The organism is Microbacterium gorillae (assembly GCF_050990725.1).
Lineage (GTDB): Bacteria > Actinomycetota > Actinomycetes > Actinomycetales > Microbacteriaceae > Microbacterium > Microbacterium gorillae_A.
Map to the genome: position 1 here is coordinate 1 of NZ_CP158844.1, position 22940 is coordinate 22940.

The window sequence follows — 22940 nt, forward strand, 5'->3', positions numbered from 1 at the left end:
ATGACGCAGCAGGAGATTCCGGACGTACCCGTCTGGCGAGCGGTGCTGGCGCACCTGGACACCGACGAGCGCGTCACTCCTCAGCTACGCGGATTCCTGAACCTCGCTGTGGCGCAGGGAATCATGGGCGGAACGCTCTACCTGGATGTCCCCAACGACCTCACCGCCGTGCAGATCAAGCGCATCCGGGCGTCCATCCTCGAGGCCCTCGCCACCGTGGATGCCCAGCCAGCAGCCAACACGTTCCGCGTGGTGGTCAACCCGGAGCTCGAGAACCTCCCGCTCGCGGCCGCTCCCGATGAGATCGCGCCCGTCATCGAGGCACCGTCCACTCCGGCGCCCTCGCAGGCCGCGGTTCCGTCGTTCACCTCACGCAGCGACACCCGTCTGAACCCGAAGTACACCTTCGACAACTTCGTGATCGGCCAGTCCAACCGCTTCGCTCATGCGGCAGCCGTCGCCGTGGCGGAAGCGCCGGCCAAGGCCTACAACCCGCTCTTCATCTACGGGGACTCCGGCCTCGGCAAGACGCACCTCCTCCACGCGATCGGCGACTATGCGATCAGCATGTACGCCGGCGTCCGAGTGCGATACGTGTCCAGCGAGGAGTTCACGAACGACTTCATCAACTCGATCGCGAACAACCGCGGCGCGGCGTTCCAGGCGCGGTACCGCGACGTCGACATCCTGCTGATCGATGACATCCAGTTCCTGCAGGGACGCGCGGAGACGCAGGAGGCTTTCTTCCACACGTTCAACACCCTGCATGACCACGACAAGCAGGTGGTCATCACCTCCGATGTCGCACCGAAGCTGCTCACCGGGTTCGAAGATCGCATGCGCAGCCGGTTCGAGTGGGGTCTGATCACCGATGTGCAGGCACCCGACCTCGAGACGCGTATCGCGATCCTCCGCAAGAAGGCGCAGAGCGAACGCCTGCAGATTCCCGACGAGGTGCTGGAGTACATCGCCACGGTGGTCTCCTCGAACATCCGGGAACTCGAAGGCGCTCTCATCCGTGTCTCGGCTTTCGCGAGCCTCAACCGGTCGAGCCTCGATATCACGCTGGCTCAGACGGTGCTGCGCGACATCATCGATCAGACCGAGACCAACGTCATCTCGCCGACCGACATCATCAACGCCACCGCGGCGTACTTCAAGCTGAGCGTCGACGACCTCTACGGATCGAGCCGCTCGCAGGCTGTCGCCACGGCACGACAGATCGCGATGTACCTCTGCCGCGAGCGGACGAGTCTGTCGCTGCCCAAGATCGGCCAGCTCTTCGGCGGCCGGGACCACACCACGGTCATGTACGCGTACAAGAAGATCAGCGACCTCATGAAGGAGCGCCGCTCGATCTTCAACCAGGTGAGCGAGATCACCACCCAGCTCGGCCGTCGCTGACGCCTGCGCGACAACGGCTTGCAGCGCAGGTCACGAAGGGCCGCACACCGACGGCGGGCGTCCCTGTCGCTTCGCATTCGCGACCGGTTAACCGAGCTCGAGTTAACCCAGGAGTTAACAGGTTCATCCACAGCGCATCGGGCAGCACTCCACGCCTCAGTGGGCACCAGAGGCCACCTCGCGCCATCACTTTCGCGACCCCGAAAACCGCGCCGGCATGGAAGAAAACGCGCCACGTCGGCATCTCGTCGCGCTCCGGCAACCCTGCGACACGCCACAGAATCCCCATGTGGATAACCTGTGGACAACTTGGGCGATACGGTGGGTGATTGTGAGCGATTTCGGACGGCCTGTGGAGAACTTCCGAGTTAACCCGTTCGCGTCGATCGTTGATTTCCCGGGGCTTTCCACCGCTCTCAACAGGCTCCTCGAGCCGCGATCCCTTGTCTCGACTAGCAAGCGCTGAGTTATCCACAGTCTCCACAGGCGTTAACACTGTTAACCAGATCTCTCTCAATGAAGCCCCGTTCGATCACCTTGGGGATGGTGGGGGAGGAGAGAGGGTCAGGACGCCTTCGGTCATGGACTCCCGAGGCACGGGCACTACCATGGGAAACCCGGGAACCGGGATGAGCAGAGGGAGCGGTCGTGAAGTTCCACGTCAATCGTGATGTCTTCAGCGAAGCTGTGTCGTTCGTGGTGAAGCTGCTGCCGCAGCGCAACCCCCAGCCGATCCTGGCAGGCGTGCTGATCGAGGCCACCGAGTCGGGTCTGTCGCTGTCGGCGTTCGACTACGAGGCTTCGGCTCGCACCACGATCGAGGCCACCGTCGACGAGCCCGGCACGATCCTCGTGCACGGTCGTCTGCTCTCCGACATCGCCAGCCGGCTCCCGAACGCCCCGATCCAGATTGCGGTCGAGGACGACGGGACCATCGTGCTCACCTGTGGCTCCGCGCGGTTCACGCTCGCCGCGATGCCGGTCGCCGAGTACCCCGCTATTCCCGAGGTCACCGGTGAATCGGGTCTCGTTCCGGCAGACGACTTCGCCACCGCCATCGCGCAGGTCGGTTTCGCGGCCTCTCGCGATGACGTCACCCCCGTCCTGACCGGTGTACTGCTCGAGGTCAGCGGCACGCAGCTCAGCCTGGTCGCCACCGACCGCTACCGCGTGGCCGTCCGCGATATCGCGTGGGACGGACAGGCCGCCGACACCAGCGCACTGGTGCCGGCGCGCACCCTGCAGGAGGTCGGCAAGACGTTCTCGCACGGTGACACCATCTCCGTCGCCTTCTCGGGTTCGTCGGATCGCGAGATCATCGCCTTCACCGCAGGCAACAAGACCGTGACGTCGCTGCTCATCAAGGGCAACTTCCCGCCGGTTCGTCGCCTGTTCCCCGAGCAGACCGAGCACTACGCGGTCGTCAACACCGCCGACCTGATGGAGGCCGTGCGTCGCGTGGCCCTCGTGCTGGATCGCTCCGCTCCGCTGCGCTTCACCTTCACGGCCGACGGCGTCACGATGGACGCGTCCGGTAACGAGCAGGCCCGCGCATCCGAGACGGTCGACGCCACGCTCACCGGCGGTGACGATGTCACCCTCGGCCTCAACCCGCAGTACCTGCAGGATGCACTGTCCGCGGTGCGCAGCGAGTTCACCCGCATCACGTTCACCTCGAGCGACAACGCGAACAAGCTGAGCCCCGTGCTCATCACCGCGCAGACGTCGGTGGAGGGTGCCGGCGGCGACAACTTCAAGTACCTGCTGCAGCCGAACCTGCTGCTGCGCTGAGCCGCGATGCTGACGCGCCGGCTCGCTCAGAACGGCGTGACCCGCTCACGCCGTTCTGCGATGGCGCTCGGAGAACGTTGACGCATGTTCGTGGAGCACCTCAGCCTCACTGACTTCCGCAACTACGAGCACGCGGACGTCCCGTTGGCGCCGGGATCGAACGTTTTCGTCGGTCGCAACGGGCAGGGCAAGACGAATCTCGCCGAATCGATCGCCTATCTTGCGACGCTCGGCTCGCATCGTGTGTCCGCGGACGCACCCATGGTGCGAAACGGCAAGGATGCCGCCTTCGTGCGTGCCCGCCTCGCCCACGGTGAGCGTCGGGTCCAGCTCGAACTGCAGCTGAACAAGCAGGGATCCAACCGCGCGCGGATCAACGGATCGCCGGTCAAGCCGGCGGAGCTGCCCCGCTACGCGCACGTCGTGCTCTTCGCGCCGGAGGATCTTCAGATCGTCCGCGGAGAGCCGTCGTCGCGCCGGCGCTTCACAGACCAGCTTCTGATCCAGCGCCGTCCGCGGATGGCGTCGATCATCGCCGACTACGAGCGGGTCGTCCGCCAGCGCAATGCGCTGCTCAAGTCGGCCCGCGCGCGCGGGATCCGCGGGGAGGGCCTGTCGACGCTGGAGGTCTGGGACGAGAAGCTTGTCGCGCTCGGATCTCAGCTGATCGACGCCCGGAGCGCCCTCGCCCAGGAACTCGCCGCGCCGCTCGCCGACGCCTACACGGCCATCGCGGGCGAGAACCACCACCCCGGACTGGGCTGGGCCCTCTCGGTGACCGGCGCACAGCCGGAGGATGACGAGACCTCGGACGAGACCATGGCGGACGGCAGCACGGCTGATCTGTTCCGTGCCGCGCTCGCCGCGAAACGCTCCGCCGAGCTGGATCGTGGTCTGACCCTTGTGGGCCCCCATCGCGACGACCTCCTCCTGCAGGTGCGCGGGCTACCCGTGAAGGGATATGCATCGCACGGCGAATCGTGGTCTGTTGCCCTCGCGCTTCGCCTGGCATCGGCCCAGCTGCTGCGCGAGGAGACCGGAGTGGGGGACCCGGTGCTGATCCTCGACGATGTCTTCGCCGAACTCGACGCGGATCGTCGTCGTCGTCTGGCCGAGCTCGTGGCGGATTACGAACAGGTCATCATCACCTCCGCGGTGGAGGAGGACGTTCCCGTCGGCCTGCGTGCTCGCACGGTTCGGGTGCAGCACGGAACGATCATCGGTATCGACGAAGCGACAGCGGAAGACGCCGATGAGTGACGACGACGTCCCCGAGACGCTGGCCACCTATCTGCGACTGCGTGGATTGAAGGCTCCACAGCGCCGCAAGCGCCGCACCCGCGTCGATCCCGACGATGCGAATGCGCCCTTCATGCCCGGGCGCGACCCGCAGGGACTGGGCGACGCTCTCGCAGCGCTCACGAAGCAGGCCGGCTGGAACGCCCAGCTCGCCCAGGAGGATCTGCTGCTGCAGTGGCCGGAGGTGGCCGGTCCGGACACCGCAGCGCACACCGAAGCCGTCTCCTATGTGAACGGCGTACTCACCGTGCGCTGCGACACCACGGCGTGGACCAAGCAGCTCCAACTGATGCGTTCCCACATCCTCACGCAGATTCAACTTCAGCATCCGGAGGCGGGTGTTCAGAGCATCCGTTTTCTCGGGCCGGACGTCCCCTCGTGGAATTGGGGCCCCAGAACGGCTCCAGGGCGGGGCCCGCGCGATACCTACGGCTGATCCACGTACGATCCCCTTCGCGACGATTCTGAGGGCGCACAGGCGCGTTCAGGGCGCTTCTGAGCCGCTTTCTTGATAGGATGGAAGTTGCCTTTGGAAGATCTGGAGCAACCTGAGCGATGACGTCTGACACCCCTGAAAACCAGCCGGAGAACACGACCGACGCACAGGGGACGAGCGCAACCCCCACCGGCGACTACGGAGCCGATGCGATCCAGATCCTGGAGGGCCTGGAAGCCGTCCGCAAGCGTCCGGGCATGTACATCGGATCCACCGGCCCGCGCGGTCTGCACCACCTCGTCTACGAGATCGTCGACAACTCGGTGGATGAGGCGCTCGCCGGCTTCGCCGACAACATCGACGTGACGATCCTGGCCGATGGCGGCATCCGCGTCATCGACAACGGCCGTGGCATCCCGGTCGACCCGCACGCTTCCGACCCCACCAAGTCCACGGTCGAGGTTGTGCTCACGATCCTGCACGCCGGCGGAAAGTTCGGCGGTGGCGGATACGCCGTCTCCGGTGGTCTGCACGGTGTCGGCTCGTCCGTCGTGAACGCGCTGTCCACGCGCTTCGAAGTGGAGGTGCGACGCCAGGGATACGCGTGGCGCCAGACGTTCAGCAACGGCGGTGTGCCTGAGGGGCCGCTGGCACAGGGCGAGGAGACCGAGGACACCGGAACGCACATCACGTTCTGGCCGGACGCCACGATCTTCACCGAGACCACGGACTTCGACTACGACACGCTGCGCACGCGCTTCCAGCAGATGGCCTTCCTCAACAAGGGCCTGCGCATCGCTCTGCGCGACGAGCGCGAGGACAGCGCCTACGAGAAGGACCTCGGCGACGGCAAGCGGGAGATGGTTCAGCCCACCGACGTCTTCCACTACGAGCGCGGCCTCACCGACTACGTCGAGTACCTCAACCGTGTCCGTAAGGCCGACGTCGTCAACGACGAGATCATCGACTTCGAGTCGGAGAACAGCGAGCGGAAGATCTCCCTCGAGGTGGCCATGCAGTGGACCACGTCCTACACGGAGAACGTCTTCACCTACGCCAACACCATCAACACGCATGAGGGTGGAACGCACGAGGAGGGCTTCCGCGCCGCGCTCACCACTCTGGTGAACCGTTACGCGCGTGCCAACAACCTCCTCAAGGAGAAGGACGACAACCTCACCGGTGAGGACATCCGCGAGGGCCTCACCGCCGTCATCTCCGTGAAGCTCTCCGAGCCGCAGTTCGAGGGCCAGACGAAGACCAAGCTCGGCAACACCGAGGCGAAGGCGTTCGTTCAGAAGGTCGTCGGCGACGAGCTCGGTGACTGGTTCGAGCGCAACCCGGTGCAGGCGAAGAACGTGGTGCGCAAGGCGATCGACGCTGCCTCCGCGCGCCTGGCGGCACGTCGTGCCCGTGAGACCGCGCGCCGCAAGAGCGTGTTCGAGTCGGCCGCGATGCCCGACAAGCTCAAGGACTGCACCAGCAAGGATCCGTCGATCTCGGAGATCTTCCTCGTGGAGGGTGACTCCGCCGGTGGTTCTGCGGTGCAGGGTCGCGACCCGCACACGCAGGCGATCCTTTCGCTGCGCGGCAAGATCCTCAACGTCGAGCGCGCGCGTCTCGACAAGGCGCTCGCGAACCGCGAGGTCCAGGCGATGATCCAGGCCTTCGGCACGGGCATCGGTGAGGACTTCAACATCGACAAGGCGCGGTACCACAAGATCGTGCTGATGGCCGATGCCGATGTCGATGGCCAGCACATCACCACGCTGCTGCTGACGATGCTGTTCCGCTTCATGCGTGGACTGATCGAGGCGGGCTTCGTGTACCTCGCGATGCCGCCGCTGTACCGCCTGAAGTGGACCCAGGGCGAGCACGAGTACGTGTTCAGCGACGAAGAGCGCGACGCGCGCATGGCCGCGGGATACGCCGATGGCCGCAAGCTCCCGAAGGATGCCGGCATCCAGCGCTACAAGGGTCTCGGCGAGATGAACCCGAGCGAGCTGTGGGACACCACCATGAACCACGCCACGCGTACGCTCCGCCAGGTGAGCATCGAGGATGCGGCCGCGGCCGACGAGATCTTCTCGGTGCTGATGGGTGAGGACGTCGAGTCCCGCCGCGACTTCATCCAGCGAAACGCCAAGGACGTCCGCTTCCTGGACATCTGATCCGGAAGCTCCGACGCCTGCCCACGACGCAGAACTGACGAACGAAGAGAACGAACATGACGGACGAGAACGACGCGAACATCGTCGACGGGCACGACCACGGCAAGATCGACCAGGTCGACCTGCAGCTGGAGATGCAGCGCAGCTACCTGGACTATGCGATGGCGGTCATCATCGGTCGCGCGCTGCCGGATGTCCGGGATGGCCTGAAGCCGGTGCACCGGCGCGTGATCTACGCGATGTACGACGGCGGCTACCGGCCCGACAAGAAGTTCTCCAAGTGCGCCCGCGTCGTCGGTGAGGTGATGGGCCAGTACCACCCGCACGGTGACTCGGCCATCTACGACACCCTCGTGCGCCTCGTACAGCCGTGGTCGCTGCGCTACCCGCTGGCGCTGGGGCAGGGCAACTTCGGCTCTCCCGGCAACATGGGTGCCGCCGCTCCGCGATACACCGAGACCAAGATGGCGCCCCTGGCGCTAGAGATGGTCCGGGACATCGAGGAAGACACGGTCGACTTCCAGGACAACTACGACGGCGAGACGCAGGAGCCGACGGTTCTGCCGGCGCGCTTCCCGAACCTGCTGGTCAACGGCTCGGTCGGTATCGCGGTCGGCATGGCCACCAACATCCCGCCGCACAACCTCCGCGAGGTGGCGGCCGGCGCGCAGTGGGTGCTCGCGAACCCGGAAGCTTCGCGCGAGGAGACCCTCGACGCGCTGATGGAGCGCATCCCCGGGCCCGACTTCCCGACCGGCGCGCAGATCCTCGGTACGAAGGGCATCAAGGAGGCGTACCGCACGGGTCGCGGCTCCATCACGATGCGCGCCGTGGTCAACATCGAGGAGATCCAGGGTCGCACCTGCCTCGTGATCACCGAGCTGCCGTACCAGGTGAACCCCGACAACCTCGCGGTGAAGATCGGTGACCTGGCCCGCGAGGGCAAGATCACCGGCATCGCGGACATCCGTGACGAGACCTCGGACCGCACCGGTCAGCGCCTGGTCATCGTGCTCAAGCGCGATGCCGTGGCGAAGGTCGTGCTGAACAACCTCTACAAGCACACCTCGCTGCAGGAGAACTTCGGCGCCAACATGCTGGCGATCGTCGACGGCGTGCCTCGCACGCTGCCGCTGGACGGCTTCATCACGCTGTGGGTGGCGCACCAGGTGGATGTGATCCGTCGTCGCACCGCGTATCGTCTCGCGCAGGCCGAGAAGCGCATGCACATTCTCGACGGCCTCCTCAAGGCGCTCGACGCACTCGATGAGGTCATCGCCCTCATCCGTCGGTCTTCGACGACGGCGGAAGCCAATGAGGGTCTGCAGGCGCTGCTGGACATCGACGAGCTTCAGGCTGATGCCATTCTTCAGCTGCAGCTGCGACGCCTCGCGGCGCTGGAGCGTCAGAAGATCATCGACGAGGCCAACGAGCTGCGTGCGAAGATCGCCGACTACAAGGACATCCTCGCCTCCGACGCCCGCCAGCGCACGATCGTGTCGGACGAGCTCACCGGCATCGTCGACAAGTTCGGCGACGAGCGTCGCACCCACATCCTCCACGGCTACGACGGCGACATGAGCGTCGAGGACCTGATCCCCGAGGAGGAGATGGTCATCACCGTCACCCGCGGCGGGTACATCAAGCGCACGCGCAGCGACAACTACCGTCAGCAGCACCGCGGTGGCAAGGGTGTAAAGGGTGCGCAGCTGCGTGCGGACGACGTGGTGGAGCACTTCTTCGTCACCACCACGCACCACTGGCTCCTGATCTTCACCGACAAGGGCCGGGTCTACCGCACCAAGGCGTACGAGATCCCCGAAGCCGGTCGTGACGCGAAGGGGTCGCACATCGCGAACCTCCTCGCCATGCAGCCGGACGAGCAGATCCGTCAGATCCTGGATCTCCGCGACTACACGTCCGCCGAGTACCTCGTACTCGCCACCCGTCAGGGCCGCATCAAGAAGACGGCACTCAGCGACTACGACACCAACCGCCAGGCCGGCGTGATCGCCATCCGCCTGCGCGAGGACGACGAGGTCGTGTCCGCGCTCGCGGTCAACGGCGATGACGACATCATGCTGATCTCGCGCCACGGCATGTCCGTCCGCTTCACGGCAGACGACGACACGCTCCGCCCGATGGGGCGCACCACGGAGGGCGTCGGTGGGATGAAGTTCCGTGGCGACGACAGCCTGCTGTCCGCCTCCGTTGTCGCACCCGACAGCTTCGTGTTCGTGGTCACCGAAGGCGGCTACGCGAAGCGCACCGCCGTCAGCGAATATCGGGTCCAGGGACGCAACGGACTGGGCATCAAGGTGGCCAAGCTGAACGATGACCGTGGAGATCTTGCGGGCGGCCTGATCGTCGCGGAGGACGACGAGGTTCTCGTGGTTCTTGCCAGTGGCAAGGTGGTACGCTCTGCCGTGGCCGAGGTCCCGGCGAAGGGCCGTGACACCATGGGTGTGGTCTTCGCCCGGCTGGGCAAGGACGATCGGATTCTCGCCATCGCTCGCAACAGCGAGCGGGGTCTCGGCGATGAAGAGGACGAATCGAACACCGAGTCGTCCGAGACGTCCGGAGAGGGTGCTGAATGAGCACGGTAGCTGACAAGCTCGCCAAGAAGTCGAGCAACAAGTCCAGCACGAAGCAGGTGCGCCTGCGGCTGGTCTACGTCGACTTCTGGTCTGCGGTGAAGCTGTCGTTCCTGGCGGCCGTCGCCGTCGCCGTTGTGACCGTCGTGATGTTCTTCCTGATCTACACGGTGGTCTCCACGACCGGTGTGGTGGACACGGTCTCCTCGCTGATCTCCAGCCTGAGCCCGTCGTTCGTCCTGAAGAGCTACCTGGGTCTGCCCCAGGTGATGGCCTTCGGTGCGGTCGTGGCGATCATCAACCTGATCGTGGTGACAGTGCTCGGCGCGATTGCCGCCGCTGTCTACAACCTCGCGGTCAAGGTGACCGGCGGCCTTCTGGTCGGCTTCACCTCCAACTGACACGAACGAAGCGCCCCTTCCCGCCGTGGGTGGGAAGGGGCGCTTCGTCGTTGTGCGGCGGGGGCTCAGAACAGCCCCGTCGTCCCCAGCAGCGTGCCGATGAGCCAGGTGACGAACAACGCCAGCGCGCCGCCGAGCACGAGGCGCAACACCGAGCGACCCGGCGAACTGCCCCCGATGCGCGCTGCGATGGTGCCGGTCGTCGCCAGCGCCACGAGGACCACGGCGAAAGTCACTGGAACCCGCCACTCGACCGGTGTGAGCAGGATCGCCAGGAGCGGCAGCAGGGCGCCGAGCGTGAACGCCAGCGCCGAAGACAGTGCCGCGTGCCAGGGATTGACGAGGTCGTCCTGATCGATGTGGAGTTCCACCTCGAGGTGTGCGGCGAGGGCATCGTGCGCGGTGAGCTCGGTCGCCACCTGGTGCGCTGTCTGGTCCGTGAGTCCGCGATCGCGGTACAGCTGAACGAGCTCGGCGAACTCCTCCTCCGGCATCGTCGCCAGCTCGCGGCGCTCTTTCGCGATGAGCGCCCGTTCGCTGTCGCGCTGGCTGCTGACGGACACGTACTCGCCCAGTGCCATGGAGATCGCGCCGCCGACGAGTCCCGCAACGCCGGCCGTGACCAACGCGCCGGCCTCGGCGGTGGCGCCGGCGACCCCGACCACGATGGTGGCGACGGATACGATCCCATCGTTCGCACCGAGGACTCCCGCACGGAGCCAATTCAGGCGTTGGCTGAGACCGATGTCGTGGGCTTCTCCGGGATGGGGTGTGGGGGTGCTCATGCCATCAGTGAACCGCATGCGCCACGCCCGGGCAACGCGAAACAGCCGGACAAATCCACCCGATTTCGCGTTGCGTCGATCCGTGAGCTAAACTCGTAGGGTTGCCGAGCGCAAGCTCGGGGGTATAGCTCAGGCGGTTAGAGCGCTTCACTGATAATGAAGAGGTCCCAGGTTCAAGTCCTGGTACCCCCACTCCCTCATCTCGGGGCCTTAGCTCAGTTGGTAGAGCGCTTGCTTTGCAAGCAAGATGTCAGGAGTTCGAATCTCCTAGGCTCCACAGTCACGAAGCCCGGTCAGAAACATCTGACCGGGCTTCTGCCGTTCCCACGCAGACCTTCATAACGCGGATATCGGCGTCCTGCTTGACCTTGTCACGATGTCAAGGTGGACAGTGAGTGGGAGGAGGTAGACAGATGAACGACATCACAACCGAGAGTCCCCAGTCCCGACTGCGGCGTGCGCTGTGGGCAGGCGATGCATCCACGCGACTGCAGGCGGCGCTCACGGCAGGAACGAACCCGGACCAGGCCTACATCGACGTCCTCGTGGAGCGTTGCAGCGAGGAACCGGACTTCTTCGTCCGGGACATGCTGACGTGGGCGCTGACACGGCACGACCGCGACCTTACTGTGGACCGACTGCTGCCGGAGCTCGCCTCGGCATCCCCGCTGGCGCGGAGCCAGGCCCTGCACACGCTGTCGAAGATCCGCGACCCGCGGACCTGGCCCGCCATCACAGACGACCTGTTGATGGACGAGGATGCCGAAGTGGCGCGAGCCGCATGGCGCACAGCCGCAGGAGTCGTCCCAACGGGTGAAGAGGAGAACCTCGCCCGGAAGCTCGCGACCCAGTTCGGCCGCGGCGAGCCCGAGACGCAACGGAGTCTCAGCCGCGCCTTCGCCGTATTGGATGAGGCGGTCGAATCGATCGTCGTGGCCGAGACGCACAACGTTGATCCCCTGATCAGCGCGCATGCCATGGCAACGCTCGCGATCATGGCTGACCCTGACACCGGGTTCGAAGCGGCAATTGCGGAAGCCAAGCGTGTGGTGGCTCTGCAATCAGCTCCTGCCGTGGCTGACTAGGGGCATGCTCATCGGTGACGTGGCGCAGCATTCGGGTATCTCCGCTCGAATGCTGCGCCACTATGACCGCATCGGCCTGGTGTCCCCGTCCGGTCGGACATCCGGCGGCTATCGGGAGTACTCGGACGACGACGTGCGTCGTCTGTTCCACGTCGAGAGTCTGCGCTCCCTCGGGCTGAGCCTGGCCCAGGTCGTCGATGTGATCGACGACCGAGACTTCGACCCGGCCGCCATCGTGGAGAAGGTTGCGGAACAGACGCGTCGCCAGATCGTGCAAGCGCAGGAGCTGCTGGTGCGCCTCGAGGAGATCGCGGCGACCGAACCCCGTACCTGGAACGACGTGCTGCGCACCATCAGCCTGGTGCGCAGGCTGGAGACCGCTGATGCGTCCGCTCGTCAGCAACTCGCGCTGCGCGCGGAGCAGATAGATCATCGCGATCTCCCCGTGTTGATCGACGCGATGCTCCGCGAGGAGGGCGAAGACGCGGCGGGAGCCCTGCAGTGGGCGATCGCACGCGCCGGCGACGCCGCCGTCCCGGCGCTGATGGATGCGCTCGCCTCAGACGATCCCGACCGCCGCCGCCGCGCCTTCGACGCCCTGACGAAGATCGACAGCCCCGCAGCGCGGGACGCCGTCGCGGCCTCCGCCACTCACGGGGACGATCGCATCCGCCAACGGGCGATCATCGCGCGAGCCGCACGCGGCGATGTGGACTCGGTGGCCGCGCTGGTTGAGGTGATCCGAACGGGAGAGGACGATGTCGCCGCAGCGGACGCCCTCGCTGACCTGGCCCATCGACACGGCCTCGTCGAGGTCGCTGTCGACGCGCTGACCCGCGCGCTGGCGATCGGGGATGCCGCCGCTCGCCGGCGCCTCGCGGCTGCGCTGGTCCCGTTTCCGCTTGAGATGACGCGGTCGGTCCTCGAATCCCTGGTGAATGACGAAGACCGCGCCACGGCTCTCACCGCCCGATATGTCCTCCAACAGGGCTGATTCGTTCTCAATGGAGGCGAGGTATCATCGAAATGTACATCAAGTGATGCAGATTTCGATGCGGAGGAGGCTCCTGTGCGCACAACCATCACCATCGACGACGAGCTCGTAGCCCGAGCATCCGAGCTCTCCGGCATCCACGAGCGAGGTGCTCTGCTTCGGAGCGGGCTCGAGACATTGATTCGTGTGGAGGCGGCTCGCCGACTCGCTGCGCTGGGAGGGTCCGATCCTCATGCCGAGGCGGGTGCACGGCACCGGGATGTTGCATGATCCTGGTAGACACCTCGGTGTGGATCGATCATCTGCATCGATCTGACGCCGATCTCGTCGCTTTGCTCGAGCGGGATGAGGTCGCGACTCACGCCCTGGTGATCGAGGAGCTGGCTTTGGGACGGATCGCTCAACGCGCGCTGGTGCTGGACATGCTGGAGAGCCTGCGTCGGCTTCCCGAGCTCGACCACGGAGAGCTGAGTGGGCTTGTAGAGCGGTGGGAACTCTGGGGTCGCGGGCTGAGTACGGTTGACGCCCACCTCTTGGGGGCGGTGCTGATCACACCCGGTGCGTCGCTGTGGTCCCGCGATCGACGATTGCTGTCGGCCTGCGCGAAGGTGGGAGCGCCCGTATTCAGCGCCTGAGTCAGCGGATCTCGTCGATCGGCTGGGAGATATCGGCGACGGTGGCGCCGTAGGCGGCGATGAGCGCGTCGGCGTCGACGAACAGGCTGTAGCCGTGCGCGCCGGCACCCATGGCGATGCGGCGGCCGACGATCGACTCGTCGGCGTAGATCGGCCAGTCGGTGGTGCTGCCGATCGGGACGATCGTGCCGCGCTCGTAGCCGGTGGCGGCGAGGGCGAGATCGGGCGACGGGAGCTTGAGCTTGTTCACGCCCACCACGGCGCGCAGCTTCGGCCACGAGATGGCCTTGTCGCCGGGAATCAGGGCGAACAGGTAGGTGTCGTCCGCGCGCTTGACCACGAGGGTCTTGATGATGTCGGCCGGTTGGAGCCCGAGAAGCTCGGCCGCCTCCTCCAGGGATCCGGCCTGTGGCCGCTCACGCACATCGACATCGAGGCCGCGCGCACGCGCGGCCTCGATGACTCGATCAGTGGGCTGTGTCACGCGTCGGGCGCGGACAGCGGGTCGTCGGCGACCCAGAGCTCGTCGTCGGCGCGCAGCGTCTGCCAGGCGGCGTAGAGCACGCCGATCGCGGCAGCGGCACCCAGGATGATGGCGATCACGCCACCGGCGCCCACGCCCTTCTTCTGGGGCTGCACCGGCTCGACGGCACGAGCGAACGCACGCTGAACACCGGTCGTGTTGATGCGGTGGCGGGTGTTGTTGGCCGCGTCCCAGGCCGACAGAGCGGTGCCGATGGCTCCGCCCACGACCGGCACGACACGGTGGTCGACGAAATGACGGCCGGCCTTGACGCCGCGATCCACAACCGGAACCACACGCGACTCGTACGCGTGCTGCACGGTGGGAACGACCTGCTCGCGGCCGAAGTTTCCGAGCTGGCGACTGGCCTCACGGGCGAGTTCGGCGGCGTCGCCTGCGAGGTCCTGCTGGTGGGCCCACAGCTGGTTGGCCGTGTCCTGGAGCTTGCGGAGCTCCTTCTTGCGCTTGCGGCTGAGGTTCATGTGACCCCTCCCTATCAGAACGAACGTCCCCATCTTGCCAGACCAGGCCCGGGAATCGACCCCCTTGACGAGGCTTTCAGCCGGTCTCACGGCCAACTCTGCGAGAATCGGCGTATGGCTCTTCACTCTGCAGTCGCAACCATTCACACCAACCACGGCGACATCGTGGTCAACCTGTTCGGCGACCACGCACCCGTCACTGTCAAGAACTTCATCGGCCTCGCTGACGGCACCGGTGAGTGGACCGACCCCGCCACCGGCAAGCCGGGCGAGGGTCCCCTCTACAAGGACGTCATCTTCCACCGCATCATCCCCAACTTCATGATCCAGGGTGGCGACCCCCTCGGTCAGGGCGTGGGCGGCCCGGGCTACAGCTTCAACGACGAGATCCACCCGGAGCTCGACTTCAGCAAGCCCTACCTGCTGGCCATGGCCAACGCTGGTCTGCGTCGCAACGCCATCACGGGTGCCGTCGAGGGCACCAACGGCTCGCAGTTCTTCATCACCACCGACCCGACCCCGTGGCTCACGGGCAAGCACACCATCTTCGGTGAGGTCGCCGACGACGCGTCGCGCAAGGTCGTGGACGAGATCGGTGCTGTGCGCACCGGTGCCGGCGACCGTCCGGTCGAGCCCGTCGTGATCTCCTCGATCGATATCGCAGCGGTCTGACACACGTGACGTCCGCCGAGGTCACCCGCAACAGGGACAACTTCTGCTACCGCCATCCGGACCGGATGAGCTTCGTGCTGTGCCAGAAGTGCCTGCGTACGATCTGCCCGGAGTGCCAGACGCAGGGCGCCGTCGGCGTCATCTGCCCGGAGTGCATGAAGCAGCAGGCAGCTCAGCGAACCGCGGCGCAGAAGAAGGCGGAACGTCGATGGGGTCGCGGGAGCGGAGCGGTGGTCACCACCGCTGGCTCCCGCGCCCCGCGGGTCACCTACGTGATCATGGCGGCGACGATCGTCATCTCCCTGATCCAGATGATCCCGGGGCCGATCGGAGCCGCGGTCGGCAACGCGCTGACCTTCGTGGGCTACTCCCTCACGCCGGAGCTCGGTGCCGGTGTGCAGCCCTGGCGCGCGCTCACCGTGACGTTGGTGCATGGCAGCTTCCTGCACCTGTTCTTCAACATGCTGTCTCTCTGGATGATGGGACGCATCCTGGAGCCGCTGCTCGGCCGCTGGCGGTTCCTGGCGCTGTACCTGATCTCCGCCCTCGCGGGATCCGTGCTGATGTCGTTCCTCGCCTTCACGACTCCCGTTGTCGGCGCCTCGGGCGCGATCTTCGGAACCTTCGGCGCTCTCATCGTCATCACCCGACGCCTCGGCGGTGACATCACGCAGATCCTCGTGATCGTGGGCATCAACCTGCTGATCGGCTTCATTCCGGGCTTCAATGTGGCGTGGCAGGCGCACCTCGGCGGGTTGATCGGCGGCCTCGCGGTAGGCGCGATCTACGCGGCCACACGACAGCGATCGCAGCGCGGGTTGCAGATCGGCCTGCTCGCCGCGCTGGTCGTACTTCTGTGCGCCTCGGTGTTCCTGCTACCGGTGCTGCATCCGCTCAGCGCCAGCTGACACGCCCGGTCCGAGTCGGGTTGTCCACGGCTCGCCCGGGATTCTACACACGTTCTCCACAAAGTTATCCACAGCCTGGGGATGAAAATCACACCGGTGTGATTTCGGTGATGCGCCGGCTCAGATCGTCAGATCCGGCGTCGCTCGATAGGATGTCGACATGGCACGACGAGGAACGCCGGAAGAGCGCGAGAACGTACACCCCGACGCGACCCCGAACCCGGTGTGGTTCAAGCCGGTCATGATCGGCTTCCTGCTGATCGGTCTCGCGTGGATTCTCGTGTTCTACCTGAGCGACCAGCAGTTCCCCATCCCGGGCATCTATGGCTGGAACCTCGCCATCGGCTTCGGAATCGCGCTCATCGGATTCCTGATGACGATGCGGTGGCGTTGATTCCACCACGTGTGGAATCTTCCCAGAGTGTCTGACTAGGCTCGCGCCGTGACCACCGAGCTTCCCACGCGCCGAAGTGCGCGCGCCCGCAAACGCGGACGCGTCACGGTGACCGGCGTTCTCGGCGAACTGCTGATCACGGGCGGCGTGCTCGTCCTGCTGTTCGTGGTGTGGCAGATGTGGGTCGGCGACATGATCCTCGGCGCCGCGGCGAACCAACAGGCCGACGACGTCAGCAAAACGTGGGCAGAAGAAGCGGCGAACAGCGGCGACCCGCTGCCCACCTCTGACCCCTCGCAGAAGTACAACACGCTGGTCGCAGACCCGCCTCCCATCGAGGAGCCCGGCAGTGGCGATGTGTTCGCCACGCTGCACATCCCGCGGCTGGGTCAGAATGTGCAGATCGCTGAGGGTACGGCCACGTGGGAGAGCCTCGATCTCGGTATGGTCGGCCACTACAAAGACACCGCGATGCCCGGCGACATCGGCAACTTCCCGGTTGCCGGCCACCGTGGCAGCCATGGTGCCCCGTTCATGAACCTGCCGGAGATGCAGGTGGGCGACGCCGTCGTGGTCGAGACCAAGGCCGGCTGGTACACCTACCGCTACCGCAACATGGTCTACGTCACGCCCGACTCAGTGGACGTGCTGGACCCCACTCCCCAGAACACCTCGGTGGAGGCCACCGGTCGTTATCTCACGATGACCACGTGCAGTCCGCGTTACGGCTTCTCGGAGCGTCTCATCGGCTATGCCGTGTTCGAGGCGTTCACCCCGCGCGTCGATGACGGCAAGCAGCCCGCGTCGCTCTATCTCCCGAAGGAGAGCTGATGTACGGCGCTCTGTGGCGTGTGCTTCCCGGACCCTGGTTCGTCAAGCTCTTCATCGTGCTCGTCGTGGCGGCAGCGATCCTCTACGGCCTGTTCTGGTACGCGTTCCCCTGGGTGAGCGCAGAGTTCTTCCCGCCAGCGGATGCCAACACCATCACGCAATAGCGCCTCGCGCATCCTCGTCGTCGACAACCACGACTCCTTCGTCCACACCCTGGTGGGCTATCTCGAAGAGCTCGACGCGCGCGTGGACTTCATCGAGGCGGACGACATCACCAATGCCGTGGCCCGCATCCGCGGCTACGACGGAGTGATGATCTCTCCCGGTCCCGGTCGCCCCGAGGACGCAGGGGCCTCGATCGACGTGGTGCACGCCGCGCTCTCGACAGCTACGCCACTGCTGGGGGTCTGCCTCGGGCATCAGGCCATCGCCGTCGCGCTCGGCGGCACGGTGGGATCTGCGCCCGAGCCGATGCACGGACGGGTGTCGGCGGTCGCTCACGACGGCAGCGGGGTGTTTCGTGGCGTGCGCACGGACGTTCCCGTCGGCAGGTACCACTCGCTGACGGTGGATGAGGGTTCTCTTCCGCCCGAGCTGCGCGTCACCGCACGTGCCGGCGACGTCGTGATGGGGATCGCGCACCGATCGGCGGAGATTCACGGCGTGCAGTTCCACCCGGAGAGCATCCTCACCACCGACGGCTATCTCATGCTGGCGAACTGGCTTGCGCTGACCGGGAACACGACGGCCGTCACGCGCGCGCAGACCCTGACTCCGCATCGCGGATGTAGCGGATGATTGTCCAGAGGACAATCATCCGCTAGTGTTGCGACATCACTCCCGTGCTTCGAAGGAGAAGCGATGTCCGCACGTCCCCTGCACTCTCGTCCCTGGTGGGTCGCCGTCGTCTCCGGCATGGCGTCCTACATCGACTCCGCCGCCATCACCGGCTTCAGCACCTCGATCGTGATCCTGCAGAAGGATCTCGGTCTGGAGCAGTGGCAGGTGGGTGTCGCGGCCGGAGCACTCACGCTGTCCATCGCGTTCGGCGCGTTGATCGGTGGCCGGCTGGGTGACCGCTTCGGGCGTCGGCCCGTGTTCACCGCCACCATGGTGCTGATCCTCGCCGCCGTCGGGGCGCTGCTGCTGGCGCCGTCGTTCGAGATGGTGGTGATCGGCGCTGTGCTGCTGGGGCTCGGTACCGGAGCCGATCTTCCGGTGTCGCTCTCGACCATCGCCGAGGCGGCCACCGAACACAACCGAGGACGACTGCTCGGGTTCTCCAACCTGCTGTGGATCATCGGCATCGTGGTGAACACGGTGCTGGCGAGTGTTGTCGGCGATTGGGGTCGCGCGGGTGCCCAGGTGCTGTTCGCGCACATCGGGGTGGTGGCCGCGCTCGTCCTGCTCGGACGGCTGACGATCCCCGAGTCCGCCACGTGGCGGGAGGCTCGCACGGCCACGCGGGCGGGAAAGGCCAGCGCGGAACGCGCTCGCGTGCGCGATCTGCTCCGTCCGCCCTTCGTGGTCCCGTTCCTCGCGCTTCTCGCCTTCTACGCCCTCACGAATCTGGTCGCGAATACCAGCGGGCAGTTCGGCACCTACATCGTGGTGACCTACGGCGGTGCGACGGTGGGGCAGGCCGCGCTGATCGCGCTGCCGATGGTGCCGGTCGCGGTGCTCGGATACCTGTGGTTCATGAAGATCGCGGACGGCCCGCGTCGATTCCTCTACTTCCAGGTGGGAGCTGTGCTGATGATCGCGTCGAAGCTGCTCGTCGTGATCGCGGGCCTGAACCTCGTGACCTACGCGGTGAGCGCACTGCTCGCGGCCGTGGGCGGCGCGTTCGCCTTCGAGGGGATCATGAAGGTGTGGACGCAGGAGTCCTTCCCCACGCTGCTGAGATCCACCGCCCAGGGCGCGATCATCGCGATCGGTCGGTTCGCCGCGGCAGGGCTTGCGGTGATCACCCCGCTGATCCTCGACGCAAGCGTCACGCTGATGTACGTCCTGCTCACCGTGTTCAACATCGCGGGTCTCGGTTGTGCGTGGCTGGTGTTCCGCCGCCGTCGCACACCGGAGCTCTTCGAGGAGAGCGCTGTCGCCGCCGAGCCGATCACTGCCGAGGAGAGCCGATGATCGCCGTCACGCGGGTAGACATCGAGGCTCCGCGACCCGGGGATCCCACGCCGATCGCCACCCCGCGGATCGGCTGGCGCATCGCCGCGGACACACCGTCATGGCGTCAGGGCGTCGCCGAGGTGGAGTGGACCAGTGCCGGCGCCTCGGAGCGAGCGGTGTTCTCCGGCGATGAACGGCTTCGTCGCCCCTGGCCGTTCACGCCCCTCACGCCTCGACAGCGCGGCATCGTGCGCGTGCGCGTGACGGGCGACGACGGCTCCGTGAGCGACTGGAGTGAGCCTGTTCCGGTTGTCGCGGCGTTCCTCGGCGAGGGCGAATGGCACGCCGCGTGGATCGGTCAGTCGGCACCGGAGATCCACGCACAGCCGGTCCTGCTCCGCCGCGAGTTCACCGTGCACCACGTGACACGCGCCACGCTGTACTCCAGCTCTGTCGGCGTGCACCAGGTGAGCGTGAACGGTGCCGACGTCAACGACCAGCTGTTCGCGCCGGGGTGGACCCCGTACGCCGCACGCACGGTCCACGAGACCACCGACATCACCTCACTGATCCGCGACGGCGACAACTGCGTCCTCATCCGCTTGGCCGGCGCATGGGCCACCGAGCACTTCGGCTTTCGGCAGAACGCTCAGCCGCGCTACGGCGAACAGCCGCGCGTGGCCGCGCAGCTGTTGCTGGAGTTCGCCGACGGAACACGTCGGTGGATCCGCACGAACGACGAGTGGCGCACAACGCGCGGTGCGCTTCGCTCCAGCGGCCTGTACGAGGGAGAGGACTACGACGCGCGCGAGCATCCACGCGACGCCACGGGACGCGGGTGCGAGCAGGCGGGGTACGACGACAGCGGATGGACGCCCGCGCTCGTCCATCCGGACGAACAGATTCCAGGCGCGCGGATCTCGCCCCCCGTTCGCCGTATCGAGGAGCGCGCACCGGTGGCGATGCTCCCCGGATCGAACGGTGCGATCATCCTAGACTTCGGACAGAACCTGGTCGGGCACCTGCGACTGCGCGTGAGGGGTGACGCGGGAACGACCGTGACACTCCGCCACGCCGAGGTGCTGGAGCACGGCGAGCTCGGTGTGCGCCCCTTGCGTCGCGCCACGGCGACCGACCACTACACGCTCGCCGGCGACGGCGTCGAGGAGTGGGAGCCGGAGTTCACCTTCCACGGCTTCCGCTACGCCGAGGTGAGCGGCTGGCCCGGAGAACTCCGGCCGAACGACGTGACCGCGGTGGTGGTGCACAGCGACATGGAGCGAACCGGCTGGTTCCACACTTCTCACCCCCTCCTGCAGCAGTTGCATGACAACGTCGTATGGAGCCTGCGCGGCAACTTCCTGTCCGTCCCCACGGATTGCCCCCAGCGCGACGAACGGCTGGGGTGGACGGGCGACATCCAGGTCTTCGCCCCGACCGCTTCGTTCCTCTACGACGTGCGCGGATTCCTCGATTCGTGGTTGCGGGATCTCGCTCTGGAGCAGGACGAGGACGGTCTCGTTCCGTTCGTGGTTCCCAACGTGATCGGCCTCGCTCGTCCCGCGGCGGCCTGGGGAGACGCCGCCGTGATCGTGCCGGACGTGCTCGAGCGATACTTCGACGACCAGGACACGCTCGCGCGCCAGTATCCCAGCGCGCGGGCCTGGGTCGACCTGTGCCTGCGCTTGGCGGGACCGGGTCGCGTGTGGGAGGGGGACTTCCAGTTCGGCGACTGGCTCGACCCGACGGCGCCACCGGACCGTCCGGGCCAGGCGATGACGGCGACAGGCCTCGTCGCCACGGCCTCCCTCGCCCACTCCACGGCGTTGATCGCTCGCGCGGCCGAGATCCTGGGGCGCGCGGAGGAGGCGGAGCAGTATCGGCGCACCGCGGAGGAGGTCCGGGAGGCCTTCGTCCGCGAGTACGTCACTCCGGCCGGGCGCATGCTGTCCGACACCCCGACCGCCTACGCGCTGGCGCTGGTGTTCGATCTGCTCCCACCGCACTTGCGAGAGCCCGCGGGTCGCCGACTGGCGGACCTGGTGCGCGAGAACGGCTACCGCATCGCGACGGGGTTCGTGGGCACCCCTCTCGTGCTCGATGCCCTCACCTCGACGGGCCACGACGCGCAGGCGGGTCGTCTGCTCCTGCAGACCGGCTGCCCATCCTGGCTCTACCCGGTCACCATGGGCGCCACCACCATCTGGGAGCGGTGGGACTCGATGCTCCCGGATGGCTCGATCAATCCCGGCGACATGACGAGCTTCAACCACTACGCGCTCGGCGCAGTTGCGGACTGGATGCACCGCGAACTCGCGGGGCTTGCTCTGACAGAGGCGGGGCACCGTCGCGTGCGCATCGCTCCGCGCCCGCTCCCGGGCATCGACGATGCGTCGGCGGCGTACGAGAGCCCGTTCGGGCGTATCGAAGCGGGATGGCGACGCGAAGACCAACGTCTCGTGGTGCACGCGATCATCCCCACCGGCGTCGCCGCCGATGTTCACCTCCCCGACGGGAGCGAGCTCTCCGTCGGACCCGGACATCACCGGTGGACGTGCGAGGTCGAGCGCGACACCATGCCGGGTGTGGTGGGACTGGACACGCCCCTGGCCGACGTCATCGATGATCCCGACGCGCTGCGGCTGGTCGAGGAGCTGCTGGAACAGAACCGTCCGGCATCCGTGCGGGCGATGCATGCCGGCACGCGCTGGACATCACGACAGACTCTGGCCGAGGTGGTGTTCCAGTACGCCAGCCCGACCGTGCAGGCGGAGATCGCGCGTCAGCTGGCGGAACTGTCCGCGGAGCGCGTCGGATCCCAGCGGGCTTCGGAGGGCTCCCAGCTGACGCCGGCCACCCGGCGCACGCCACCGTCCATCTGATCGTCGAGGTCGCGGACGAGGCGAACGAGCAGCTCTTCGAACCGCGCCAGATCGGCATCGCTCCATCGGGACACGGCGCCGCCCAGATCATCGTCACTGGCTGCGACGATCCGACTCGCCACGGTTCGTCCCTCGGGGGTCATCCCGATCATGGTCTCGCGACCGTCGTCGGGATTGGGCATACGGCCGACGAGGCCCGCCTCCTCCAGCCGACGGATGACCTTGCTGAGGTTCGAGCGTCCCGTGTGCACGGCATCGGCGAGCTCCGTCGGGCGCGCGAGGCCCCGATACGCGAGCTGATTCATCACCAGGAATGCGAGCATGTCGTCGGCGAGGGGGAAATCACTGCGCTGCAGGAGGTCTTCTCGGCGGGTCATCGATGAAGCCCAGGTGATCATCGCCTGCATCGCGGCACGCGCGTTCAGACCGCCGTCACCGATGACCGATCGGGTGGCACCCGGAACGGATTCCAGGTTGACGGATGCGGACGGCGGGCGGGGCATGGGTTTATTCTCTCCCGGGCGTGATGACC

23 protein-coding genes and 2 tRNA genes are annotated in these 22940 nt (G+C 66.4%); 21 read left to right on the top strand and 4 right to left on the bottom strand.

Annotated features, from left to right (window positions below; genetic code table 11):
* The 7 genes from dnaA (at position 1) to ABTV68_RS00035 (ending at position 10096) form a co-directional block, all read left to right on the top strand.
* The gene (gene dnaA / locus ABTV68_RS00005; protein WP_433675559.1) at positions 1-1404 is read left to right on the top strand and encodes a chromosomal replication initiator protein DnaA; all 1404 of its coding nucleotides are present in this window, start codon (positions 1-3) and stop codon (positions 1402-1404) included.
* 648 nt (positions 1405-2052) lie between these two features.
* Positions 2053-3195 (top strand): DNA polymerase III subunit beta, encoded by a 1143-nt coding sequence (gene dnaN, locus ABTV68_RS00010; RefSeq protein ID WP_433675560.1) that lies wholly within the window; start codon positions 2053-2055, stop codon positions 3193-3195.
* An 84-nt stretch (positions 3196-3279) separates the two neighbouring features.
* Positions 3280-4455 carry a DNA replication/repair protein RecF gene (gene recF, locus ABTV68_RS00015; RefSeq protein WP_433675561.1) on the top strand — a complete coding sequence of 392 codons (1176 nt, stop codon included), beginning with the start codon at positions 3280-3282 and terminating at the stop codon, positions 4453-4455.
* Positions 4448-4930: a DUF721 domain-containing protein gene (locus ABTV68_RS00020; RefSeq protein WP_433675562.1), complete on the top strand. Its 483-nt coding sequence runs from the start codon at positions 4448-4450 to the stop codon at positions 4928-4930. The genes recF and ABTV68_RS00020 overlap by 8 nt, the downstream gene beginning before the upstream one ends.
* Positions 4931-5049: 119 nt before the next feature.
* Positions 5050-7101, top strand: a complete 2052-nt coding sequence (gyrB, locus tag ABTV68_RS00025; protein WP_433675563.1) for a DNA topoisomerase (ATP-hydrolyzing) subunit B — start codon at positions 5050-5052, stop codon at positions 7099-7101.
* A gap of 56 nt (positions 7102-7157) precedes the next feature.
* Positions 7158-9698, top strand: coding sequence for a DNA gyrase subunit A (gene gyrA, locus ABTV68_RS00030; protein ID WP_433675564.1), 2541 nt, complete (start codon positions 7158-7160; stop codon positions 9696-9698).
* A complete protein-coding gene (locus ABTV68_RS00035; RefSeq protein WP_433675566.1) occupies positions 9695-10096 on the top strand; it encodes a DUF3566 domain-containing protein in 402 nt (133 codons plus the stop codon). Before gyrA ends, ABTV68_RS00035 begins: the two co-directional genes overlap by 4 nt.
* 65 nt (positions 10097-10161) lie before the next feature.
* Here the strand turns inward: ABTV68_RS00035 and ABTV68_RS00040 are convergent, their stop codons facing one another.
* A complete protein-coding gene (locus ABTV68_RS00040) occupies positions 10162-10881 on the bottom strand; it encodes a VIT1/CCC1 transporter family protein (protein ID WP_433675567.1) in 720 nt (239 codons plus the stop codon).
* Between the two features lie 118 nt (positions 10882-10999).
* Here ABTV68_RS00040 and ABTV68_RS00045 point away from each other — a divergent pair.
* The 6 genes from ABTV68_RS00045 to ABTV68_RS00070 all read left to right on the top strand — a co-directional run bounded on the left by ABTV68_RS00045 (position 11000) and on the right by ABTV68_RS00070 (position 13595).
* A tRNA-Ile gene (locus ABTV68_RS00045) sits at positions 11000-11073 on the top strand.
* A gap of 12 nt (positions 11074-11085) precedes the next feature.
* Positions 11086-11158 (top strand) — tRNA-Ala (locus ABTV68_RS00050).
* Between the two features lie 136 nt (positions 11159-11294).
* Positions 11295-11966, top strand: a complete 672-nt coding sequence (locus ABTV68_RS00055; protein ID WP_433675568.1) for a HEAT repeat domain-containing protein — start codon at positions 11295-11297, stop codon at positions 11964-11966.
* Positions 11967-11970: 4 nt separating this feature from the next.
* Positions 11971-12960 (top strand): MerR family transcriptional regulator, encoded by a 990-nt coding sequence (locus ABTV68_RS00060; RefSeq protein WP_433675569.1) that lies wholly within the window; start codon positions 11971-11973, stop codon positions 12958-12960.
* A 75-nt stretch (positions 12961-13035) separates the two neighbouring features.
* Positions 13036-13230, top strand: a complete 195-nt coding sequence (locus tag ABTV68_RS00065) for a type II toxin-antitoxin system VapB family antitoxin (RefSeq protein WP_433675570.1) — start codon at positions 13036-13038, stop codon at positions 13228-13230.
* Positions 13227-13595 (top strand): type II toxin-antitoxin system VapC family toxin, encoded by a 369-nt coding sequence (locus tag ABTV68_RS00070; protein ID WP_433675572.1) that lies wholly within the window; start codon positions 13227-13229, stop codon positions 13593-13595. Before ABTV68_RS00065 ends, ABTV68_RS00070 begins: the two co-directional genes overlap by 4 nt.
* 1 nt (position 13596) lies before the next feature.
* On the opposite strand, the gene ABTV68_RS00075 is transcribed toward ABTV68_RS00070, so the two are convergent.
* Positions 13597-14079, bottom strand: a complete 483-nt coding sequence (locus ABTV68_RS00075; RefSeq protein ID WP_433675573.1) for an aminoacyl-tRNA deacylase — start codon at positions 14077-14079, stop codon at positions 13597-13599.
* Positions 14076-14600, bottom strand: a complete 525-nt coding sequence (locus tag ABTV68_RS00080; RefSeq protein ID WP_433675575.1) for a DNA helicase — start codon at positions 14598-14600, stop codon at positions 14076-14078. Before ABTV68_RS00080 ends, ABTV68_RS00075 begins: the two co-directional genes overlap by 4 nt.
* 114 nt (positions 14601-14714) lie before the next feature.
* Here ABTV68_RS00080 and ABTV68_RS00085 point away from each other — a divergent pair, with 114 nt between their 5' ends.
* From ABTV68_RS00085 to ABTV68_RS00120, 8 genes are all read left to right on the top strand, one after another.
* A complete protein-coding gene (locus ABTV68_RS00085) occupies positions 14715-15272 on the top strand; it encodes a peptidylprolyl isomerase (RefSeq protein ID WP_231091295.1) in 558 nt (185 codons plus the stop codon).
* Between the two features lie 5 nt (positions 15273-15277).
* On the top strand, positions 15278-16180 hold the full coding sequence (locus tag ABTV68_RS00090) for a rhomboid family intramembrane serine protease (RefSeq protein WP_433675576.1): 903 nt from the start codon (positions 15278-15280) through the stop codon (positions 16178-16180).
* A 160-nt stretch (positions 16181-16340) separates the two neighbouring features.
* Positions 16341-16574, top strand: a complete 234-nt coding sequence (locus ABTV68_RS00095) for a cell division protein CrgA (RefSeq protein ID WP_231091293.1) — start codon at positions 16341-16343, stop codon at positions 16572-16574.
* 48 nt (positions 16575-16622) lie between these two features.
* The gene (locus ABTV68_RS00100) at positions 16623-17405 is read left to right on the top strand and encodes a class E sortase (protein WP_433675579.1); all 783 of its coding nucleotides are present in this window, start codon (positions 16623-16625) and stop codon (positions 17403-17405) included.
* Complete coding sequence (locus tag ABTV68_RS00105; protein ID WP_433675581.1) at positions 17405-17569, top strand: hypothetical protein; 165 nt, start codon at positions 17405-17407, stop codon at positions 17567-17569. Before ABTV68_RS00100 ends, ABTV68_RS00105 begins: the two co-directional genes overlap by 1 nt.
* A complete protein-coding gene (locus ABTV68_RS00110) occupies positions 17547-18203 on the top strand; it encodes an anthranilate synthase component II (protein ID WP_433675583.1) in 657 nt (218 codons plus the stop codon). The genes ABTV68_RS00105 and ABTV68_RS00110 overlap by 23 nt, the downstream gene beginning before the upstream one ends.
* A 63-nt stretch (positions 18204-18266) precedes the next feature.
* Complete coding sequence (locus tag ABTV68_RS00115; RefSeq protein ID WP_433675585.1) at positions 18267-19544, top strand: MFS transporter; 1278 nt, start codon at positions 18267-18269, stop codon at positions 19542-19544.
* Entirely contained in the window at positions 19541-22408 is a 2868-nt protein-coding gene (locus ABTV68_RS00120; RefSeq protein WP_433675587.1) for a family 78 glycoside hydrolase catalytic domain, read from the top strand. Before ABTV68_RS00115 ends, ABTV68_RS00120 begins: the two co-directional genes overlap by 4 nt.
* Here the strand turns inward: ABTV68_RS00120 and ABTV68_RS00125 are convergent.
* Positions 22309-22911 carry a MarR family winged helix-turn-helix transcriptional regulator gene (locus ABTV68_RS00125; RefSeq protein ID WP_433675588.1) on the bottom strand — a complete coding sequence of 201 codons (603 nt, stop codon included), beginning with the start codon at positions 22909-22911 and terminating at the stop codon, positions 22309-22311. The two genes, ABTV68_RS00120 and ABTV68_RS00125, sit on opposite strands and share 100 nt — an antisense overlap.
* Positions 22912-22940: the final 29 nt, after the last annotated feature.